The organism is Olivibacter sp. CPCC 100613, assembly GCF_036959255.1.
GTDB lineage: Bacteria > Bacteroidota > Bacteroidia > Sphingobacteriales > Sphingobacteriaceae > Olivibacter.
In genome coordinates, this window is record NZ_JAWMTI010000001.1 from 660,628 (window position 1) to 682,723 (window position 22,096).

13 protein-coding genes are annotated in these 22,096 nt (G+C 41.6%); 10 read left to right on the forward strand and 3 right to left on the reverse strand.

All coding sequences use genetic code 11. From position 1 onward, the window contains the following. Positions 1 to 69: 69 nt before the first annotated feature. The 9 genes from RYH73_RS02535 to RYH73_RS02575 all read left to right on the forward strand — a co-directional run bounded on the left by RYH73_RS02535 (position 70) and on the right by RYH73_RS02575 (position 12,579). On the forward strand, positions 70 to 2,484 hold the full coding sequence (locus RYH73_RS02535; protein WP_335311685.1) for a ligase-associated DNA damage response DEXH box helicase: 2,415 nt from the start codon (positions 70 to 72) through the stop codon (positions 2,482 to 2,484). Further along, on the forward strand, positions 2,481 to 3,134 hold the full coding sequence (gene pdeM / locus RYH73_RS02540; protein ID WP_335311686.1) for a ligase-associated DNA damage response endonuclease PdeM: 654 nt from the start codon (positions 2,481 to 2,483) through the stop codon (positions 3,132 to 3,134). The genes RYH73_RS02535 and pdeM overlap by 4 nt, the downstream gene beginning before the upstream one ends. 196 nt (positions 3,135 to 3,330) lie before the next feature. After that, positions 3,331 to 3,657, forward strand: a complete 327-nt coding sequence (locus tag RYH73_RS02545; RefSeq protein WP_335311687.1) for a hypothetical protein — start codon at positions 3,331 to 3,333, stop codon at positions 3,655 to 3,657. 200 nt (positions 3,658 to 3,857) lie between these two features. Next, positions 3,858 to 4,967 carry an ATP-binding response regulator gene (locus RYH73_RS02550; RefSeq protein ID WP_335311688.1) on the forward strand — a complete coding sequence of 370 codons (1,110 nt, stop codon included), beginning with the start codon at positions 3,858 to 3,860 and terminating at the stop codon, positions 4,965 to 4,967. A gap of 24 nt (positions 4,968 to 4,991) precedes the next feature. Next, positions 4,992 to 9,050, forward strand: coding sequence for a response regulator (locus RYH73_RS02555; protein ID WP_335311689.1), 4,059 nt, complete (start codon positions 4,992 to 4,994; stop codon positions 9,048 to 9,050). Beyond that, complete coding sequence (locus RYH73_RS02560; protein WP_335311690.1) at positions 9,035 to 9,424, forward strand: response regulator; 390 nt, start codon at positions 9,035 to 9,037, stop codon at positions 9,422 to 9,424. The genes RYH73_RS02555 and RYH73_RS02560 overlap by 16 nt, the downstream gene beginning before the upstream one ends. A gap of 1 nt (position 9,425) precedes the next feature. Continuing rightward, a complete protein-coding gene (locus RYH73_RS02565) occupies positions 9,426 to 10,262 on the forward strand; it encodes a CheR family methyltransferase (protein ID WP_335311691.1) in 837 nt (278 codons plus the stop codon). A 293-nt stretch (positions 10,263 to 10,555) separates the two neighbouring features. Then, positions 10,556 to 11,527, forward strand: coding sequence for a polyprenyl synthetase family protein (locus tag RYH73_RS02570; RefSeq protein ID WP_335311692.1), 972 nt, complete (start codon positions 10,556 to 10,558; stop codon positions 11,525 to 11,527). A 2-nt stretch (positions 11,528 to 11,529) separates the two neighbouring features. Next, on the forward strand, positions 11,530 to 12,579 hold the full coding sequence (locus RYH73_RS02575) for a TerC family protein (protein ID WP_335311693.1): 1,050 nt from the start codon (positions 11,530 to 11,532) through the stop codon (positions 12,577 to 12,579). A 3-nt stretch (positions 12,580 to 12,582) separates the two neighbouring features. On the opposite strand, the gene RYH73_RS02580 is transcribed toward RYH73_RS02575, so the two are convergent. Continuing rightward, positions 12,583 to 13,128, reverse strand: a complete 546-nt coding sequence (locus tag RYH73_RS02580) for an ATP-binding protein (protein WP_335311694.1) — start codon at positions 13,126 to 13,128, stop codon at positions 12,583 to 12,585. Between the two features lie 292 nt (positions 13,129 to 13,420). On the opposite strand from RYH73_RS02580, the gene carB reads away from it, so the two are divergent. After that, a complete protein-coding gene (gene carB / locus RYH73_RS02585) occupies positions 13,421 to 16,237 on the forward strand; it encodes a carbamoyl-phosphate synthase large subunit (RefSeq protein ID WP_335311695.1) in 2,817 nt (938 codons plus the stop codon). 112 nt (positions 16,238 to 16,349) lie between these two features. On the opposite strand, the gene RYH73_RS02590 is transcribed toward carB, so the two are convergent. Continuing rightward, positions 16,350 to 20,924: an efflux RND transporter permease subunit gene (locus tag RYH73_RS02590; protein ID WP_335311696.1), complete on the reverse strand. Its 4,575-nt coding sequence runs from the start codon at positions 20,922 to 20,924 to the stop codon at positions 16,350 to 16,352. A gap of 28 nt (positions 20,925 to 20,952) precedes the next feature. Then, positions 20,953 to 22,095 carry an efflux RND transporter periplasmic adaptor subunit gene (locus tag RYH73_RS02595; RefSeq protein ID WP_335311697.1) on the reverse strand — a complete coding sequence of 381 codons (1,143 nt, stop codon included), beginning with the start codon at positions 22,093 to 22,095 and terminating at the stop codon, positions 20,953 to 20,955. Position 22,096: the final 1 nt, after the last annotated feature.

Below are 22,096 nucleotides of genomic sequence, written 5' to 3' on the forward strand. Positions count from 1 at the left end.
GAAAGCATTATCTAAGGAAATAGTATTTTACAACTAACAACTATTAACGAGTAGCCAATAACCAACAAAATGCTAGCCGAAAATTGGTTTAAACATAAACAATGGTCTCCACACCGGTTCCAACAGGAAACTTGGCAGGCAATCATTCAGGGTAGTTCAGGATTGTTGAACGCCCCTACCGGTTATGGCAAAACCTACGCCATGTGGTTTGGAATTTTGGAACGGTTACTAGCCTTTCGAGCAAATCGAAAGAACGTGTCACGTGGAACATATTGCCTATGGATTACACCCCTGCGATCCTTATCACAGGAAATGGTATTGGCACTCAACCGTGTAAATGATGATTTAGATCTCAAGCTTGATATAGCCCTACGCACTGGCGACACCTCAATAAAAGAAAGGCAACGACAAAGCAAAGAACACCCTGATGTACTGATCACCACACCGGAGAGTATTCATCTTATGCTGGCACAAAAGGGTTATGCATTGCGATTAAAAAACATCCAATTTGTAGTGGTAGATGAATGGCATGAACTGTTGGGTAGCAAAAGAGGTGTTCTCACCGAACTCGGACTATCTAAACTGAAACACCTCAATCCACAATTACAAATCTGGGGTATTTCTGCCACTATTGGAAATCTGGAAGAAGCAAAACAAATTCTTCTGGGAAAACAAGAGGGTGTAATTATTAAGGCAAATCTGCCAAAAGAAACACAAATAACGACTGTCTTACCGGACGTGTTGGAAAAATTCCCATGGGGTGGACATCTTGGGATTCATCTTGCCGTCAAAGTACTTGAAATCGTCAATAAGAGCGGCACAACGTTAATTTTTACGAACACACGGTCGCAAGCCGAAATTTGGTACCAAGAATTGCTACGCCTCCAACCTGATCTTGCGGGTATTCTGGCACTCCACCACGGTTCGTTAAGCGAAGAGATCAGACAGTGGGTAGAACAAGCCCTCCATACAGGCACCTTAAAGGCAGTCGTATGCACAAGTAGCCTGGATCTTGGAGTAGATTTTCGGCCGGTCGATACGGTTATTCAAATAGGGTCCGCCAAGGGGATTGCGCGTTTCCTGCAACGTGCTGGTCGAAGTGGGCATCAACCAGGGGCCACAAGCAAAATCTACTTTGTACCTACCCACTCGCTTGAAATTATGGAAGGAGCAGCCCTTCGTTATGCTGAACAACATCAATTAATGGAAAATCGCGTCCCCTATATTCGTTCTTTCGATGTGCTGATTCAATATTTGGTTACGTTGGCCGTATCCGACGGCTTCCGACCGGAAGAGATATTCGTAGAGGTTAAGAACACACATTGCTTTGAGTCGATTACGCTCAACGAATTCGCGCAATGTTTATTGATGATCACGCAAGGCGGTAAGACCTTGGACGCCTATGATGAATTCCACAAAGTGATCATAGAGGAGGGGGTTTATAAGGTTGTTAGCAAAAAGGTAGCCATGCGCCATCGCTTAAGCATTGGTGCCATCGTTAGCGATACCATGATGAGCGTCAAATACCTGAGTGGCAAATATATAGGAAGTATCGAAGAGTGGTTTATTTCACGCTTAAACACAGGGGATACCTTTTGGTTCGCCGGTAAAAATTTGGAGTTGATTCGGGTAAAGGACCTACAGGCGATTGTTAGGATGTCCAATAGGAAAAAGGGCTTAGTTCCTTCGTGGATGGGCGGGCGTTTACCGCTCTCTACGCATCTTTCGTTTGCTATTCGTCATGTTTTGGACCAATGGCAAGGTTTAGCGGCGAAGGAGCCTGAAATTTCTTTTCTCCAACCGCTTTTTCTGGAACAGCAAAAAAGGAGCACCTTACCGAGTAATCAATACTTAGTAGTGGAACAAACAGAAACGAAAGAGGGACATCATGTATTCTTTTTTCCATTCGAGGGAAAATTTGTTCATGAAGGTATGGCGGCATTAATTGCGCATCGACTCGGAAAGGTAAAGCCCTACACCTTCTCCGTTGCGCTGAATGATTATGGCTTTGAGTTATTAAGTGATCAAAAAATCGACATTAAGGAGGCGATTGTAAAGGGTCTTTTTTCTATTGAAAATCTAAGTGAGGATATACAGCAGAGTGTAAACATGACCGAATTGGCGAGAAAACGTTTTCGGGATATTGCGGGCATCGCAGGCTTGGTTTTCCAGGGCTTCCCTGGAAAAAAAATCAAAACGAAGCACCTACAGGCAAATTCAGGTTTGTTTTTTAAGGTGTTTGAGGAATATGAAAGCGATAATTTATTGCTGCGAGAAGCGTATGATGAAGTTTTCGATTTTCAGTTAGACTATAATCGTTTATTGAATGCATTGACCCGCATCGCGAACCAGGAAATCCTTATTAATAGAACGGATCACCTGACACCATTTGCTTTTCCTATATTTGCGGAATCTTTCCGAGAACGCTTTAGTAATGAGGCCTTGGAAGATCGGTTAAACAAGATTATAGCGCAATTGGAATGAGCGATCGACTGGAGCTGCGAATAAAAAATAAAGCGATGTACTTGCTCGCGGAAAGATGTATTTTTTTCCCCGAAAACCAAACCTTGGTGATTGCTGATGTCCATCTCGGAAAGGCTGCTCATTTTAGGAAAGCAGGTATTATGATACCACAACAAGCAGGAACGGATCAGGATTTCGGCATGTTGCAACATGTATTGGATAAGTATGATGCTGCACGAATCATTTTTTTGGGCGACTTGTTTCATAGTTCTGAGAATGAAGCTTGGCGTCATTTTGTCGATTTCTCCGACCGACACCCGCATACTGAACTTATTCTTATCAAAGGTAATCACGATGTACTTCCCTTAGCATACTACCAGCAAGGTAACCTCACCGTTCATCTGGAAACATTACAGGAAGATTTCATCCTTTATTCACACGCTCCTTTACCTGCAGTACCGCCAGGCTTACTGAACATTGCCGGTCATGTACATCCCGCAGCTCGCCTAAAGGCAAAAGGAAAGCAAACGCTTCGGCTCCCTTGCTTTCATTTAGAAACTTCACTACTTTTATTGCCGGCATTCGGCAGTTTAACAGGAACTTTCGCGCTACCGAAGGGAAATGCGCAGCAATTTGTTACTACAGGACGAGCAGTACTTGCCGTTAAGTAATACAAATTCTTAAAAAATCCGGCTAAAGAAAACCTGCCTTTGACATGAATATATTTTCATTTGATAAATCCAATCCCCCTATTACCTAATTTTTTTTTCGAAATACAAACAAATTGTTACCTTTAGTTATTTATGCACTAGTGCAATGATAAACCCAAGATCAATTGCACATAAAGTTTCACTTAAAAATAATTTTATGAAATCAAAGATCTATGCACTATTAACAGTCTTCATGTTAGCGTTCACCTTTAGTACACCGTTGGCAGCATTCGCGAATGATAAGCACGCAAAAACAGTAGAAATATCGAAGGAAGAAGCGACGAGGGAAATCAATGCAATGAAAAGGCGTGTGGAAGAGATTAAGGCAATGGATAAATCCAGCTTGACGAAGGTAGAACGAAAAGCGCTTCGCAAAGAGCTTCGAGAAATGAATAAAAGAGCACGCGCACTGGGTAGTGGTGGTGTTTATCTTTCCGTGGGAGCTATTATTATCATTATTTTAGTATTGATATTAATTCTATAAACAGAAAGCAGGGAACAAGTAGTTCCCTGCCTTTATAGTACTATTATCATGCAAACATGATTTCCCTACTGAACTATTCAACCATTTTCCTACTGAACTATTCAACTCCCCAATCATCCTTTCGCTTGTCCTAAAAATTTACTAAACTTGTTTTTATATTAAATAAAACAAACAGCTAACAGCATCGTGCCAACACCGAAATGATACTAATTGTTGACGACAAACAAGAAAACCTGATTTCTTTACGGAAGTTCCTGGAAACCAATAATTTTAAGGTTGACACCGCTTCATCCGGAGAAGAGGCACTAAAAAAAGTTCTTAAAACCACTTACGCCCTGATCATATTAGATGTCCAAATGCCAGGCATGGACGGCTTCGAAGTGGCAGAATTAATCTCTGGCTACAGTAAAACGGTGGATACGCCCATCTTGTTCCTATCGGCCGTCAATACCGAGAAGAAATTCATTACACAGGGGTATGAAACAGGAGGGATTGATTATCTAACGAAGCCATTCGATCCTGACATTTTGCTGCTGAAGGTAAAAACGTTCTATCGACTATTTGAACAGGCACAAGCTATGCACGAAATGCAGGAAGCGCTTAAAAAAGAGATCGAACACCGGAAAATGCTCGAAAATAAAAAGGACGAATTCATCAGTATAGCTAGCCATGAACTCAAAACGCCATTAACAAGTGTTAGGGGTTACCTACAGTTACTGGAACGGCTACCCGAAGTGAAGGATAATGAAAAATTCAAAACCTATTTAGGAAAAACCAGTGCGCAGCTGAATAAGCTACGGGAATTAATTGACGACCTATTAGATATTTCCAAAATAGAGAGCGGGAAAATGAAGTTTAACTTTCAACCTGTTTCCGTTGAAAAATTGATCAGCAACACATTGGAAAATGTGGGGCAAATGTACCCTGAGCATACTTTTAAAAGGATTGGACAGATGGATAATGTTATACAAGCAGATGAAATGCGATTAGAGCAGGTATTGATCAATTACCTAACCAATGCCATCAAATATTCGCCTAACTCCAAAGAAATATCCTTGGAAACGACCCGTACGAAAGACAACAAGATTCAAATCGGTGTACGCGATTTTGGAATAGGAATACCGCAAGATAAGCTAAATCATTTGTTTGACAAATTTTATAGAGTAGAAGAGTCTTCTTACAAATTTCAAGGCTTAGGTATGGGGCTTTATATATGTAAGGAAATTATCACTAGACATGGCGGTGAATATGGCGTAGAAAGTCGATTAAATGTGGGCTCTTTTTTTTATTTCCGATTGCCTTTAAACTAATCTTTGTGCTGAAAATAGTATCCGATGAGAAAAAATCGTTTTAACCTGATCCCCCTCAATTATAAACTAGCGCTGCTAGGCTTCGTTCCTCTCATGTGCTTGCTGTTTTTCTTTTTTATTGTAGAGAACGAAAAAACAGAGCGAATAGAAGGAACTAATAACTTTATTACACGCATTAATCTGGCACTAAGTGCCGATAATTTAATTGAACAACTCCAGCAAGAACGGAGATTGAGCTTGGAAAAAATATTCAGAACAAAGGATGAAGGCGCGCTGAATGTACAACAATTAAAGACAGATGAGGCAATCCAACAGTTTAACACGTATATTGATAGCGGCTTGAATGCAGATTATGCAAACTACACTTTCGTCAATGAACTTCCCGGTTGGCGATCCGGTATCAATAGCGGAAAGATGGGCTATGAAGAAACGTTTAACAATTATCAAAAAATTACTGAAAGACTGAGCGTTTTCAGTAGAGTCTCCACTGATTATGCCAATCTTAATCAAAGTTTAGGAGGAAAGATAGAATTGCGGGAAATTCTCTCGCAGTTGGTCAATTATGCCGCAACACTTCGATTAAATCTCTATTTTACCTTTGCCGACGACAAGCCCACCGGTTTGGATTTTCCAAAATTCAATATGAATTATGAGCTTTTTCAATCTTACATCGACCAGCTCCAAAGCTTTGATAAACGCTACAATGAACAAAATCTGGAAAAACTGAAAGCCAGCCAGGCTTTCAATACGACCCTCGTTTTTTTTAAGACAGTACATGACACCAAAACGCTATCGAATCGCTTTACGGCGACCGAGTGGTGGAATATTTCTGCGGCAGCAATGGACGTCGCAAAAGCACGCCTGAACACAACAATCACATCGATCGGAACAAGCGCTTCAAACGTTTATCAGTCTGAAGTTTACGATCGAAATTTCACGCGTATCGTTCTTATTCTGTGTGTACTCATGGCGATTGGTCTCATTTACATCGTGATAAAAAACATTGCAAATCATTTATTTGAGCTACAGGAAGCTGCAAGCAAAATTGCACTGGGTTACACCAATATTGCGTTGCCCACCTTTGCAAAAGATGACCTAGGGGTTGTTGCACGTTCTATACGGAAGATCGATTTAAGTAATCAGGAACTCGCAAAAGTGGCTGAAGAAATAGGAAAAGAAAATTATGAGATTCCTATTCTCGCTAAAGGCACCCACGATGTATTGGGGAACGCCTTGATCAATATGAAGAATTCGCTGGAAAGTCATTCAAAAAAGGATAAAACCGAATTATGGCTACAGACCGGTGAAAGCTTGATAAATAGCTTATTGATAGGGCGGTCGGAATTAAAAGAATTTGGTTTAGAAGTTCTAACGTCTTTGGTCGATTATCTGGACGCTGCCCTAGGCACTTATTATATAGGTGAACGTGGAAAAAGTTTTGACCTGATCAGCAGTATTGGTGTAGCCGACCGATCACAACTACCGCAGAAAGTAATAGCTGGGGAAACCTTACTCGGAAAAGCTATTTTAGAAAAGAAAAGTGTACTATTGGAACAATTTCCCCAGGATTATCTACAAATCAGAACGAGTTTAGGCATCAGTCAGCCACAATGGGTGCTGATCATCCCGTTGATTCATGAAAAGGAAGTCGAAGGTATCATAGAAATTGCCTCCATCAATGCAATGCCAGAGGCGACGATTACGTTTGCTGATAGCATCACGAAAAATGTGGGCGCGGCGATACATGCCATTAAAAGTCGAATCCGACTGAAAGAATTGCTAGAGGAAACACAAACGCAAGCAGAAGAATTACAGGTGCAACAAAGTGAACTCGAAAACCTGAATGTGGAATTGGAGGCACAGGCGAATAAACTACAAGCATCTGAAGAGGAGTTAAGGGTACAACAGGAAGAATTGCTGGAAAGCAACCAAGAGCTCGAAATCAGGTCGCAGGCCCTGGAGGAAAAAAATCAAGTAATCTTGGAGCGAAACCTCGAAATACAAAAGAAAGCGGAAGATTTGGCCTTAAGTACCAAGTATAAATCGGAATTCTTAGCAAATATGTCGCATGAATTGAGAACCCCACTTAATTCGATTTTATTACTTTCACGATTACTTAGCGAAAACAATGAAGGGAATCTACAAGAAGATCAAATTGAATATGCGAAGGTAATCCAAACTTCAGGAAATGGTCTTTTAACACTAATTGATGAAATTTTAGATTTGTCTAAAATAGAAGCTGGAAAGATGACCCTTTCCTATGAGGAGATATCCCTTGCGGATATGTTAAACGATCTACAAAATTTATTCGGCCCAATGGCCACTGATAAAGGCCTCGAGCTTAAATTAGTCCATCATCAAACAGCGATCGCCAAAATCCAAACGGATAACCTCAGATTACAACAGATATTAAGAAACCTAATTTCCAATGCCCTTAAATTTACGGCTAAAGGATCCGTAACCTTAAGCATTTACCCCGATAGCAAAAAAGAGAATTATTTAAATTTCGCCGTGCGTGACACCGGGATCGGCATACCCAAGGAAAAACACCAGTTAGTTTTCGAAGCGTTCCAGCAAGCGGACGGGTCCACGCGTCGAAAATTTGGTGGTACAGGTCTAGGTTTATCTATCAGTAAAGAGCTGGCGAAGCTATTGGGCGGTATTTTGTATATCAATAGTGAAGTGACCAAGGGAAGCGAGTTTATCTTAAGCATACCTATAGCCCAACCAACAGCCGAAAAAAGGGAACAAGAAGAACCACAAGTATTGATTGTTAAGGAAACAAAGGAGGATACAGATAAAGAAACAATTCCCGAAAAGGTCTTCACCCCTAGCACTGCTGTTCCTTTCCTAAGTGCAGTAATCCCCGATGAGCTTACCGACGATCGCGAACAAATTAAAGAAGGCGACAACATTTTGCTGATCATTGAAGACGACACCAATTTTGCACGTGCGCTGGTCGATTTTTCTCATAAAAACGACTACAAAGTAATTACCACCGTCCGAGGTGATTTAGGAGTAGAATTGGCCGAAAAGTACATGCCGCGAGCCATTCTTTTAGACATCGAATTGCCTGTAAAAAACGGATGGCAGGTAATGGAAGAAATCAAAAACAATCCCGCTACGCGTCACATCCCTGTTCATATCATGTCTTCTCATGAAGTGAAACGAGAAAGTATCACCAAAGGAGCCATCGATTTTATCAGAAAACCAATGGCTCTAGAGCAAATTGGTCAAATCTTTAATCGCGTAGAAAAGGCCTTGTCTGCCGGTCCACGTAAGGTGTTAATTATCGAAGATAATCTAAAACATGCACAGGCACTTGCCCATTATCTGGAAAGTTTTAGTGTAAAGACCGATATCAGCAAAGATATTCAATCAGGTGTTAATCGATTAAAAAGCCATGAAGCAGACTGTGTCATTTTAGATATGGGCATCCCCGATGCACAGGCTTATAAAACACTTGAAACGATCAAATCGGATGCAGGTATGGAAAATTTGCCCGTCATTATTTTTACAGGCAAGCAACTTTCACCATCGGAGGAAATTAAGATTAAACAATATGCCGACTCTATCGTCGTTAAAACAGCGCACTCCTATGAAAGAATACTGGACGAAGTTGCACTTTTTTTACATCTTGTGGAAGAGTCCAACGGCAAAGCAAAGAAAGAAAAATTAACCTTGAACAATACATTGGCCGAGATATTACATGAAAAAACCGTTCTCATTGCCGATGACGATATCCGAAATATATTCTCGTTAACGAAGGCGCTGGAACGATATAAAATAAATGTCTTAGCTGCGGAAAACGGAAAAGAAGCCTTACAAACTTTGCATGCCAACGCCGGCAAGGTAGATATTGTGTTGATGGATATGATGATGCCCGAAATGGATGGTTATGAAACAACGGCCCGTATTCGTCAAGAACCTCGATTTAAAAACCTCCCCATATTAGCGGTAACGGCAAAGGCAATGATGGGCGATCGGGAGAAATGCATTGCCGCCGGTGCATCCGACTATATTTCGAAGCCTGTGGATATTGATCAATTAATTTCCTTATTGCGTGTATGGCTCTACCAATAAATCGAAGTAAGATAAAAATACTCATCATTGATGATGAACCGTTAAACATTTTAGCCCTTAGCGCTGTTTTGAAATCAAGAGGATACACGGCAGTTAGCGCAAGCAACGCAGAAGAAGGTTTAACTTTCCTCAGAAAGGATCGAGATATAGGCTTGGTACTGATGGATATGATGATGCCTGATCTTGATGGCTACGAAGCCACTGCAAGGATCAAAAAGGATGATTTTATCCGGGACGTTCCTGTTATAGCCGTTACGGCACAAGCAATGAGCCATGATCGAGAAAAATGCCTGGCGGCAGGAGCAAACGACTATATTGCTAAACCAATTGATATCGATAAGTTAACAGCGATAATCCAAAAACATTTATCCTGATATGTGGCAATTTCCCGTGATCGAAGACAACGATTTAGAGACGTTAATAAATGATTTGTTAGAGATACATGGATACGATTTTCGAAATTACAGCAGGGCCTCCATAAAACGACAGGTCAATCGGCTTTTTACCCGAGATAAATTCCCCAGTTTTGCCGAAATGCGGTACCGCCTAAAAATCGACAAAACATACCTGAAGCGTTTTGTTGAAGGAATCACGGTCAATGTTACCGAGATGTTCCGCGACGCCGAATTTTATCGATTTCTACGAACCCACATTATACCAACGTTGGGCACCTACCCTTTTATCCGAATATGGGTAGCCGGTTGCTCCACCGGTGAAGAAGCCTACTCGCTTGCCATCCTATTAAAAGAGGCTAATTTATTGCATAAATCCCTGATCTATGCAACGGATCTTAACCCAGCCGTGCTGGAAGAAGCCAAACAAGGAATATTTAATTTAAAAAGCATGAAGTTATATTCCGAAAATTATATCCTCGCCGGCGGCTTTCAAGATTTTTCCATCTACTATACCGCCAATTATCATCATGCTATATTAAATAAGGAGTTGTCAGAAAAAATTATTTTTAGTCAGCATAATTTAGTATCCGATGGTTCCTTTAACGAATTTCAACTTATTTCTTGTCGCAATGTATTGATTTATTTTAACAGTTATCTTCAAAACCAGGTTTTCAGTCTGTTTGACAACAGCCTTGCCCAGTTAGGTTATCTTGCTTTGGGCACGAAGGAAACGCTGTTATTTTCCGCTATTGCAAAACGGTATAAACAGGTTGCACCTGACAAAAAAATTTGGCGTAAACAAGTCTATGAGGTTTGAGGTTGCACTAAACACTACTTCTTAAAACCCTATCCTTCACATCTTCCCCTTAAAGCTTAAATCCTATAGCTTAAATCGTGATTTTTCACTATGTTTGTCACGTTTCTGGAAAGGCCAATAATAAAGGGTGTTTAAAAAGCAAAAGCTCTGTCATTTCGACTAAAGAGCTGTCTGAAAAGGCTGGAAGAAATCGGTATCGATTAAAACAATGATGAATTCACACACCGATGCATCGACGAACCTCGACTTGACAAAACGTGCTATTTTTAAACAACCTTAACAAAAAAGATTGCATGCTAAAACTTGAGGAAATTAAGAAGCCGATTGCTACTGAACTTGATGATTTTGAAATAAAATTTAAGGAATCTATGCGTAGCTCGGTGCCGTTGCTCGATAGAATTACTCATTACATTGTCAAGAGAAAAGGCAAACAAATGCGGCCTATGTTTGTTTTTTTCGCGGCAGGAGCTTGTGGTGGTATCAATGAATCTACCCATCGGGGGGCGGCTCTTGTGGAACTGGTACATACTGCCACCCTGGTACATGATGATGTGGTAGACAATTCCTATCAGCGAAGGGGATTTTTTTCCGTGAACGCGCTTTGGAAGAACAAAATAGCAGTCTTAGTAGGTGATTTCCTCCTCAGTAAAGGACTCTCTTTATCGGTAAAAAATCAAGATTTTGAGTTTCTCCGCATCTTAAATGAGGCAGTAACAGAAATGAGCGAGGGAGAATTACTGCAAATGGAAAAAGCTCGCCGGCTTGATATCGATGAAGGAGTCTATTTTGAAGTCATCCGGCAAAAAACGGCTTCCTTAATTGCTTCATGTTGTGCTTGCGGCGCGGCATCTACCAAGGCTCCCCATGAACTTGTTACTAAAATGCATGATTTTGGAGAAAAAGTAGGTATCGCGTTTCAAATTAAAGACGATCTTTTTGATTTCGGTTTTGATGATGTCGGCAAACCTTTAGGAATTGATATCAAGGAGAAAAAACTTACGTTACCTTTAATTTACGCATTGAACAACACTAGCAAAGAAAAAAAGCGAAGTATTATCAATTTAGTGAAGAATCACAACGAAGATCAAAAGAAAGTAATGGAAGTTATAGACTTTGTACGAAATAGCGGTGGACTAGACTATGCCAAGGAAAAAATGTTAAGCTACCAGGCGGAGGCTTTTGGCATATTAGAAACATTTCCCAAAAGTGAATATAAAACGGGATTGGAACAACTCGTACGATTTACAACGGAGAGAAATAAGTAATCATGGCGAATGAACTAGTTTTTTTCTTTGGCTTTCTGCTTTTCATCATTCTCATGTTAGCTATTGACTTGGGTCTTTTTAACAAAAAAGATCATGAAGTATCCTTTAAAGAGGCGGCTATTATGAGCAGCGTTTGGGTGGCCTTCGCACTAGCTTTTTATATGATCCTCCGTTTTTGGGGCGATAAATTGCACGACATACAGGATTTTGACCATTTGCAGGAAGTTACCCGCCGACATCTTCATAACATTAAACTATTACCCGATGATTTTGCTGCGAGCCTTGAAATCTATAAAAAGAATCTAGCCCTTGAATACCTTACCGGCTACGTTGTCGAATATGCGCTATCGGTTGATAATATTTTTGTCATGGTGTTAATTTTCACTTCCTTTGGCGTCCCCCCTAAATTTTATCATCGTGTGCTCGTATGGGGCATTGTCGGAGCCATTCTATTGCGATTTTTGTTCATATTCCTCGGAGCCTCGCTTATTAGTCGTTTTGAATGGATTCTTTACGTATTTGGGATCTTCTTGGTATATACGGGTATCACCATGTATCTTAACAGAAATGAGGAAGAGGAAATTGATCCAAAAAATCATCGCGTCGTTCGTTTTGCATCGCGCTATTTTTCTGTTTATCCGGATTTTGTTGGCCATACTTTTTTCCATAAAGAGAATGGCAAAAAATTTATCACGCCACTCTTTTTAGTTTTATTAGTGATCGAATTTACGGATCTCATTTTTGCAGTCGATTCAATTCCTGCTATCTTTGCTGTTACAAAAGACCCCTACATCGTATTCTTTTCTAATATTTTTGCGATTCTTGGCTTACGTTCGATGTTTTTCTTATTGGTCAACATTATCCATAAGTTCCACTACCTAAAGGTAGGACTTGCGTTTCTGTTGGTATTTATTGGCGGCAAGATGCTAGCGCATCATTGGCTGGAAGCTTGGGGCTTTACAACCGCCCATTCTTTATATGTAATTATTGGAATTCTGGCAATCAGTGTTATCGCTTCCCTATTGTTTCCGAAGAAAACGGAAGAGTCTTAAGTTTTATGTACAATTAAAACCTAGCCATTGATCAGCTGCTTTCTTGGCATTCAAAAAGCGTTCTTCACCAAGGCCGGACACTAATTGATACGTAGCGTGTAACGATACCAGTTCGTTTTTCCATACTTGAAGAAAATACTGTCGCTGTTCGGGTTCAGGAAAATCACGTAAGGGATCGTCTTCCCATGGTAAATCAATATCCATTAGTAGATAAAAATCATACGGATGATTTTTTAACGCGTATTTCACTGCCTCCGGTGTATCACCGAAAAGATAATCGCACCATACCTTTACCGTTAGGAATGTCGTGTCACAAATCAATAATTGATTAAACGCGATGGGTTCCAAGCTTCGCTCTAAAGCAAGCTGGCCATAAAAAATGTTCAACTCATCCTGCAACGTGTATTCTCTATTTAGATTTCGACAGTATTCCCGCGAATATTCAGGTACGCAAACGGTATTATATACTTCAGCCAGGTAGGTCGAAACCTGTGACTTCCCGGTAGATTCCGGACCAACTACTGCAATTTTTGTTATTGGCTTGTGCATAAACCTCTCCGTCAAGATCGCCTCCTTAGGCTACAACCGCTAAAATACAGTATAATATCACTGTTAACGTATAATTTTTGTAAATAATAGAGGATCTTCATATTCTTTTAACTCCTACCGATGACGCAAGGAACAAACCATACATTTTTTACATTTTTTTCAAATTATAAATCAAAAAAGTCCTATCTTTGCACTCCGACAAAGCAGTCGGAATAATCTTCAATCATAGAACTTCCCGCACTGTTTTATCAAAATCGTTCTTTTTGATAACTAATACTTTTGAACATATAAAATGCCAAAAAACACCTCCATTCGCTCGGTGCTGATTATCGGTTCGGGCCCAATTATTATCGGACAGGCCTGTGAGTTTGACTATTCGGGTTCTCAAGCAGCTCTTTCATTGAAAGAGGAAGGTATTGAGGTTTCCATTATTAATTCGAATCCTGCAACGATCATGACCGACAAGGTCATCGCAGATCATGTTTACCTATTACCGCTTACCGTTGATAGTATTGAGCAAATTCTCCAAGAGCGTCAGATTGATGCCGTGTTGCCAACAATGGGCGGCCAAACGGCGCTGAATCTATGTATTGAAGCTTCCAACCGCAATATTTGGGAAAAATACGGGGTGCAGGTAATTGGTGTAGATGTTGCCGCCATCGAAAAAACAGAGAATCGGGAAGCATTCCGTCAATTAATGATCGAAATTGGTGTTGGCGTAGCGGAATCCAAGATAGCCAACTCTTTCTTAGAGGGTAAAGAAGCAGCTCAACAAATCGGCTTTCCGCTAGTTATACGCCCTAGTTATACTTTGGGTGGAACCGGTGGAGGTTTTGTTCATAAAAAAGAGGATTTTGAAGCGGCGCTTAGTCGTGGGCTCCAAGCGTCACCAACGCATGAGGTACTGGTAGAACAAGCGGTTTTGGGATGGAAAGAATACGAATTGGAACTCCTACGGGACAATAAGGATAATGTGATTATCATTTGTTCCATTGAAAATTTCGATCCGATGGGGATTCATACCGGAGACTCGATCACCGTGGCTCCAGCTATGACATTGAGTGACACCTGCTACCAGGAGATGCGTAATCAGGCGATTAAGATGATGCGCGCGATCGGTAATTTTGCAGGTGGGTGTAATGTCCAGTTCTCTGTAAATCCTGATAATGAGGACATCATCGCAATCGAAATCAATCCCCGAGTTTCACGCTCATCGGCCTTGGCTTCGAAAGCTACCGGTTATCCAATCGCTAAAATTGCAGCAAAGCTCGCAATTGGATATAACCTAGACGAACTGGAAAATCAAATCACGAAAACCACATCAGCTTATTTCGAACCGACCTTAGATTACGTCATCGTAAAATCACCGCGTTGGAATTTTGCGAAATTCAAAGGAGCTAACCGCGAACTAGGCCTGCAAATGAAATCGGTAGGTGAAGTGATGGCCATTGGCCGTACCTTTATTGAAGCCTTACAAAAAGCTTGTCAAAGTTTAGAAACTAACCGTTTAGGCTTAGGTGCTGACGGTCGGCAATTACGTAATCTCGAAGAGATTATGCAAAGCTTGGAACACCCAAGTAGCGGCCGCCTCTTCCATATCAAAGATGCCTTTGAAATGGGCGTTCCTTTGGAATCAATAAGAAAAGCTACCCATATCGATAAGTGGTTCTTGGTTCAAATTCAAGAGCTGGTTGAACTGGAAACAGAGCTGAAACGCTACTCTCTATCTAATATACCGAAAGACTTCTTTTTAACCCTAAAGCAAAAGGGATTCTCCGATGGTCAAATTGCCTGGGTATTAGGCAACGTAAATGAAGATGAGGTATACAACCGCAGAAGAGAGTTAGGTATCAAGCGCGTGTATAAAATGGTAGATACTTGTGCGGCAGAGTTCCAAGCAGTCACTCCTTACTATTATTCTACATTTGAAGAAGAAAATGAGTCGATCCCCAGTGATAAAAAGAAAATCATCGTATTGGGCTCGGGTCCGAACCGAATTGGTCAAGGTATTGAATTCGATTATTCCTGCGTGCATGGCTTATTAGCCTCCAAAGAAGCGGGATATGAGGCCATTATGGTAAATTGTAATCCAGAAACGGTATCAACAGACTTCAATATGGCTGATAAGCTGTATTTTGAACCTGTATTTTGGGAACATGTACGTGAGATTATCGATCTTGAAAAACCAGAAGGTATTATTGTACAATTAGGCGGACAAACAGCCCTTAAGATGGCTGAAAAGCTGAAAGAGGCGGGCATTCGTATTATCGGAACCACCTTTGAGGATATGGACCTAGCGGAAGATCGCGGACGTTTCTCTGACTTATTGAAAGAGTTGGATATCCCTTATCCGAAATATGGAGTGGCAGAGAATGCAGAGGAGGCGTTAAAAGTAGCCAACGAGGTAGGCTATCCTGTATTAGTACGTCCAAGTTATGTGCTTGGTGGCCAAGGAATGAGTATTGTGATTAATGACGAAGAGCTTGAAAAAGCGGTTATTAAAATCATGAAAAACATGCCGGGAAATCGGGTATTGATTGATCATTTCTTGGATCGTGCAGAAGAAGCAGAATCGGACTCAATTTGTGACGGCGAGGATGTGCATATCATCGGCATGATGGAACATATTGAACCGGCAGGTATTCACTCCGGCGATTCAAGTGCGGTATTACCTCCATTTAGCTTATCGGCCGCAGTGCAGGAAAAAATGGATGAATACTCCAGAAAAATTGCGAAGGCTTTAAATGTAAAGGGCTTGTTGAATATACAGTTTGCAATAAAAGATGATAAGGTCTATGTAATTGAGGCCAATCCAAGAGCATCTCGTACCGTACCTTTTATAGCCAAGGCTTATGATGTTCCCTATATCAATATCGCCACCAAGATTATGCTTGGAAAAAATAAGCTAAGCGATTTCAAAATTGAACGAAAATTAGAGGGTTATGCGATCAAGGAACCTGTGTTCTCTTTTGATAAATTCCCGGATGTTGACAAACAGTTAGGCCCTGAAATGCGTTCTACCGGTGAAGCCATCCGTTTTATTAAGGATTTGGATGACCCTTATTTCAGACATTTATACGCCGAAAAATCGATGTATTTAAGCAAATAAAAGAAACCCCGGCCATATGGTCGGGGTTTTATTTTAGTTACCTGGTCTTCGTTATTAGTGGTTGGTTAACAAAGCCGAATAACGGGGAACGAAGAACCAGCAGCCACGAAAGCTACTGCCATCCGCCACCTAAAGCTTTATAAAGATTAATGACCGATTGCAAGTACTCCAAATAGGTACTATTTAAAGTAATTTCGGCGTCCAACACATTTCGTTGCGAGGTGATCACATCCAAATAGTTCGCTCTCCCCGCCTTAAATAGCTCTGTTGACGCATCAACCGCAAGACGAAGTGCGTCCACCTCATGTTGATTATAGGATCGTCTCGCCACCAAATGCCGTTGTGCATTCAATTCCGTTTCCACCTCCTGCCATGCCTTCAATACAGTTTTTTCATACGCCTGATATTCCAGCCCTTTATTTGCCAGTTCTTGTTCATAGTTAGAACGAATCAATCGCTGATTAAAGATAGGAGCCGTTAATCCCCCAAGTAAACCATAAGCAATGGAGCTAGGCGATGTGACAAAGAGTTTAGATAGATCGAAGGATTGAAATCCTACATAAGGCGAGAAATTCAAGGAGGGCAAGAAGGCGGCACGAGCCGCTTTAACATCTCCTTTTGCGGCTAATAAATTTAATTCCGCAGATCGTATATCTGGTCGAAGCGCCAGCATTTTTGCGGGCAAACCCACTTTAACTGCACTTGACAATGGGTAAGCATTAAGCTCATTTCGCTTTCTTGCAATTCGAGATGCGAATCGACCGGACAAGAAGTTCAAGTAATTCTCCTTTGAGTTTATTTGTTGCAAAACCATCTCCTTCCTGCCCTTTGAGTTCATCAAAATAGCACGTAGCTGCTGCACACCCAACTCTGTAGCGCGCCCTCCCTCTTTTTGAACTTGCACGAGCTCGTACGACTCTTGTTGTAATGCAATGTTTTTTTCCAAAATATCCAACTCATTGTCTAAAGCAAGTAGCTCGAAGTAGGCAGACGCGATTTCGGCTATCAATTGCGTTTGCACAAGCTTACGCCCTTCATAAGAAGCCAAAAACCGGGCGAAGGCCGCTTTTTTTCTATTTTTCAGCTTCCCCCAAATATCAATTTCCCAAGACGCACGCAAACCTAAAAAATAGTCAGGCACCGGATCTGGTACACGCTCATCATCTTTTAAATTATCGGAAAAGTTGGTATCATAATTTCCGATCCCATCCATCGTATAAAAACCATATTTCCGAAGCCCAACCTCGGCGACAGCATCAACAGATGGAAACAAAGCATTTTTTCCCAGGCGCATATTAGCCCGCGCTATTTCTACACGATATAAAGCCTGTTGCATCTCCGGGTTATTCGCCAAAGCGGTATCGATAAGCTGTACAAGGTATTCATCCTGAAAAAAAGTCTTCCACGATATGGTCGCCATGGATATACTGTCATTTGCTAACGTGTCTACCTGGTTCTTTCCAAGGTAATGAGCCGGTACCTTTCTATGTGCAAGCTCCACCTCTTTTTGCGTGCCACAGGACGATAGCAGTAATAACCCGACTAGCGCGACAGCCGCACCGGTTACCTTTTTAGCCTTCCTTTCCTTCCGCATAGAAGTAAATAAAACATACAGACCCGGGATCACAATGACACCCGCTAAAGTACCGATAATCATTCCGCCGATTGCAGTTGTACCGATTGATCTATTTCCAAGGGCTCCTGCACCCGATGCCATTGCTAAAGGAATTAATCCTGCTATAAAGGCAAATGACGTCATTAAGATCGGACGCAAACGTGCAACCGACCCTTCGATGGCGGCATTCAAGATAGACGCTCCCTGTTTATTCTTTAAAATAGCATATTCAATGATAAGGATCGCATTCTTACCTAAGAGACCAATCAACATAATCAAGGCAACTTGCGCATAGATATTGTTCTCCAATCCAAGTAATTTCAAGAATAGGAAAGCGCCGAATACACCCGCCGGTAAACTTAAAATAACCGGTAAAGGCAGTAAGAAGCTCTCATATTGTGCACACAATAAGAGATAAACAAATAATAAACACAAAGCAAACACGTAAATTGCCTGATTCCCTGATAAGATCTGTTCACGTGTCATTCCCGACCACTCGATCTCAAAACCGCGCGGTAAACTTTCGGCAGCTACACGTTCAACTGCCGCAATTACATCACCGCTGCTATACCCTGCTGCGGCATCACCGTTAATCATGGCTGAAGTAAACATATTATACCGTGTTAACTGTTCTGGTCCGTATATTCGTTCCATTTTTATGAAACTGGAGAAAGGAACCATTTCACCCGCTTCATTTTTAACAAATAAGCGCAACACATCTTCTGGTTTCTCACGATAACCGGGCCCTGCTTGTACCATCACTTTGTACATCTGCCCAAACTTGATGAAATTGGAAGTATAGAAACTTCCCATTAAGGTCTGTAGGGTTGACATTGCATTATCAACACTTACGCCTTTTTTTGCCGCTACATCATAGTCCACATTAATCAAATACTGCGGAAAATTGGGGTCAAAACTGGTAAAGGCACTTCCTACTTCCGGCGATTTCTTTAGATTGTCCATGAACGTGTTCAAAACATCGGACAACTTGCTGAGGTCATCACTACCACTTCGATCTAACACCCGTACTTCAAATCCACTTGAGTTACCAAAACCCGGTACGGTGGGCGGTGGGAAAAATTCAATTTCTGCATCCGTTATTCGTGATGTTTCTCTCTTCAAGCGTTCCACCATATCACCTACCGACTCTTTACGCTCATCCCAACGTTTCAGGTTAATCATCCCCATTCCGTAAGAAGCACCCGTAACTTCGTTTACCAAACTATAACCGGCAAGTGTTGAAACACTCTCCACCGATTCCATTTGCCGAGCAATTGCATCTACTTCATCCAATACGGCTTCTGTCCGTTGAACGGTAGCCCCGGGAGGAGTCGTTACATTCACATAAATCATCCCTTGATCTTCCGTAGGAATGAATCCCGATGGTAAAACGGAGGAGATACCCCAGGTCGCTATAAACGAAACCACCAATATGATCAGCGTGATGACGCGCCGACCCGCGATACGTTTAATGAGACCGGCATACTTTCCGGAGATTCTGTTGTAAACATGATTGAACTTTTTAAAGAAAGTTGCCAATACACCCCGCGGCTCCGGTCGATCGTGCGGTGATCTTAAAATAATCGCACAAAGGGCTGGCGTAAGCGTGAGTGCATTGATGCCCGAAATAAGGATGGACCCTGCCAATGTTAAGGAAAATTGTCGATAAAAAACACCAACGGGACCTGACAGGAATGCCACAGGGACAAATACAGCCGACATCACTAAGGTAATAGCGATAATTGCCCCACTGATTTCCTTCATGGCGGCCAATGTCGCTTCCATAGGCTGCATATGTTCTTCTTCCATTTTTACATATACCGCTTCTACCACCACAATGGCATTGTCAACTACAATACCAATCGCCAGTACCAGTGCAAACAGGGTTAGTAAATTGATCGAGAAGCCGAGCATTTGCATGCAAAATAAGGCACCGATCAAACAAACAGGAACCGCCAAAGCAGGTACCAGGGTGGACCGGAAATCCTGTAAAAAGATAAAGACAACCAGAAATACCAAAATAAAGGCTTCCACCAGTGTGTGTAAGACTTCATTAATAGATGCATCCAAGAAACGAGAAACATCATAACCCATCGTATATTTCATCCCAGGGGGGAAAGTCGTGCCGCGCAGCTCCTCCATTTTGGTCTTAATCAAATCAATAACCTCGCTGGCATTCGATCCTGGTAATTGCTTAATCATAATGGAAGCAGATGGACGACCATCGGCTTTGGACGCCATCTCATATTCCAAAGATCCGAATTCAATATCGGCCACATCCCTCAATCGTAAAATAGATCCATCGGGGTTAGCCCTTAAAGGAATATTTTCATACTGTTCCGGACGATCAAATTTACCAGGATAGCGAAGCACGTATTGCTGCATATTGACACTCTTATCCGACCCAATTCCCGTTTGACCGGGTGCGGCCTCCACATTTTGTGCCCGGATAGCTTTAATCACATCCTCGCTCGATACTCGATAGGCCGTTAAGCGATCGGGTTTCAACCAAACGCGCATCGCGTAATCTTTAAAGCCCATAATCTCGGCTCTACCCACGCCTTGGATACGCTTTAATTCTTTTAATATATTGATATCCGTAAAATTGTATATGAATCGTTCATCAGCTGTTTCGTCGTCGCTGTATATATTCAAATACATTAACATACTGTTCACTTCCTTCTCGGTGGTAACACCTGCCTTTATAACTTCTTCCGGTAATTCATCTAAAACGGTCGTTACACGATTTTGCACGTTTACAGCAGCAATATCAGGATCCGTACCGACTTCAAAATACACCTGTATAAGTGTATTTCCATTATTGGTAGAAACGGATGACATATACGTCATGCCCGGAACACCATTAATGGCCTTCTCTAAAGGAATGGCAACCGCATTTGTACTTACTTCTGCATTAGCGCCGGTGTAATTGGCATTTACAACAACTGAGGGGGGGACAATATCGGGAAACTGGGTAACCGGTAAGGTAAAGAGCGATAGCAGCCCCAGTAAGGTAATAAATAATGATATGACCAGTGACAGCACCGGTCGTTTTATGAAAATTTCAAACATGATACGTATCTTAAAGCAACAAAATTATTTATTGTAATCCTTGACTCGGACTGTGCAACAAGCTATCCAACGAAACCTCACGAGGTTCAATAGCCACACCGTCCGTAAGGCTTTGTGTACCTTCGAACACAATTTTTTGTCCGGCTTTAAGCCCTGAGCGTATTAAATAAAAATGGCCAAATCGTGTTCCTAGCTCAATATTGGTCATTTTAACCTTACTTGCGGTGTCCAGTACATAGACATAGGCACGATCTTGGATTTCGAAGACAGATTTTTGAGGGACAATAATAGATTCGGTGATTTTAGTCGGCAATTGTATTTTGCCTGTTGCGCCATGTTTTAGTATCCTATCCGGGTTGGGGAATCGGGCCCTTAATGAAATGGTACCTGTTTGCTCTTCAAATTCGGACTCGGCCAGCTCTATTTCCCCCATATGCGGATAGTGTTGCCCATCTGCCAATGTAAGTTGAACTTTCTTAGATAAGATGCTGTTTTCAGGCGACTTCCGCGCGATATTCTGCAGGTATTCTGTTTCCGATATGGTAAAATAAGCATATACTTCATCCAAGTCGGAAACACTGGTCAATAAGGCTCCTTCGCTTAATAAACTTCCCACTTTTAAAGGAATCCGATCGATCCTTCCCGTAAAAGGGGCCCGTATACTCGTATACCCCAATTGTGTCTGTGCACGCTGTAAATCAGATCGTGCTTCTTGTACCCTTGCCTCAGCTGCTTTTAGTTGCGCCTCCGCAACATCCAGATCTGTTTTTGTAATAATATTTTTCTTTACTAAGGTCTTAACCCTTTCCAGTTCGAGTGCTACGGTTTTAGCATCGGCAGTTGCATTGTTTAAAAGGGCTTGTGCTTTGGATACGTCGGCGCGCTGCTCATCCTCATTAATCTTAAACAATATCTGCCCTGCTTGTACCAAGGCACCCTCATCTACAAATATTTTATCCAGAAACCCCTGCACTTTGGATCTCACTTCTACGTTTCGTACGGCTTGTATATCGGCTACATAATCGGTATATAACGTTGTATCTACGGCTTTTAACTGCGTATAGGGTACGGAACGTTTTTCTTCCGACTCATCACTATTTCCTTTACTTGATGTACATGCTATAGCAGCTGATAAAGCGACGCCATATAAACCTATATAAAATCTGTTCATT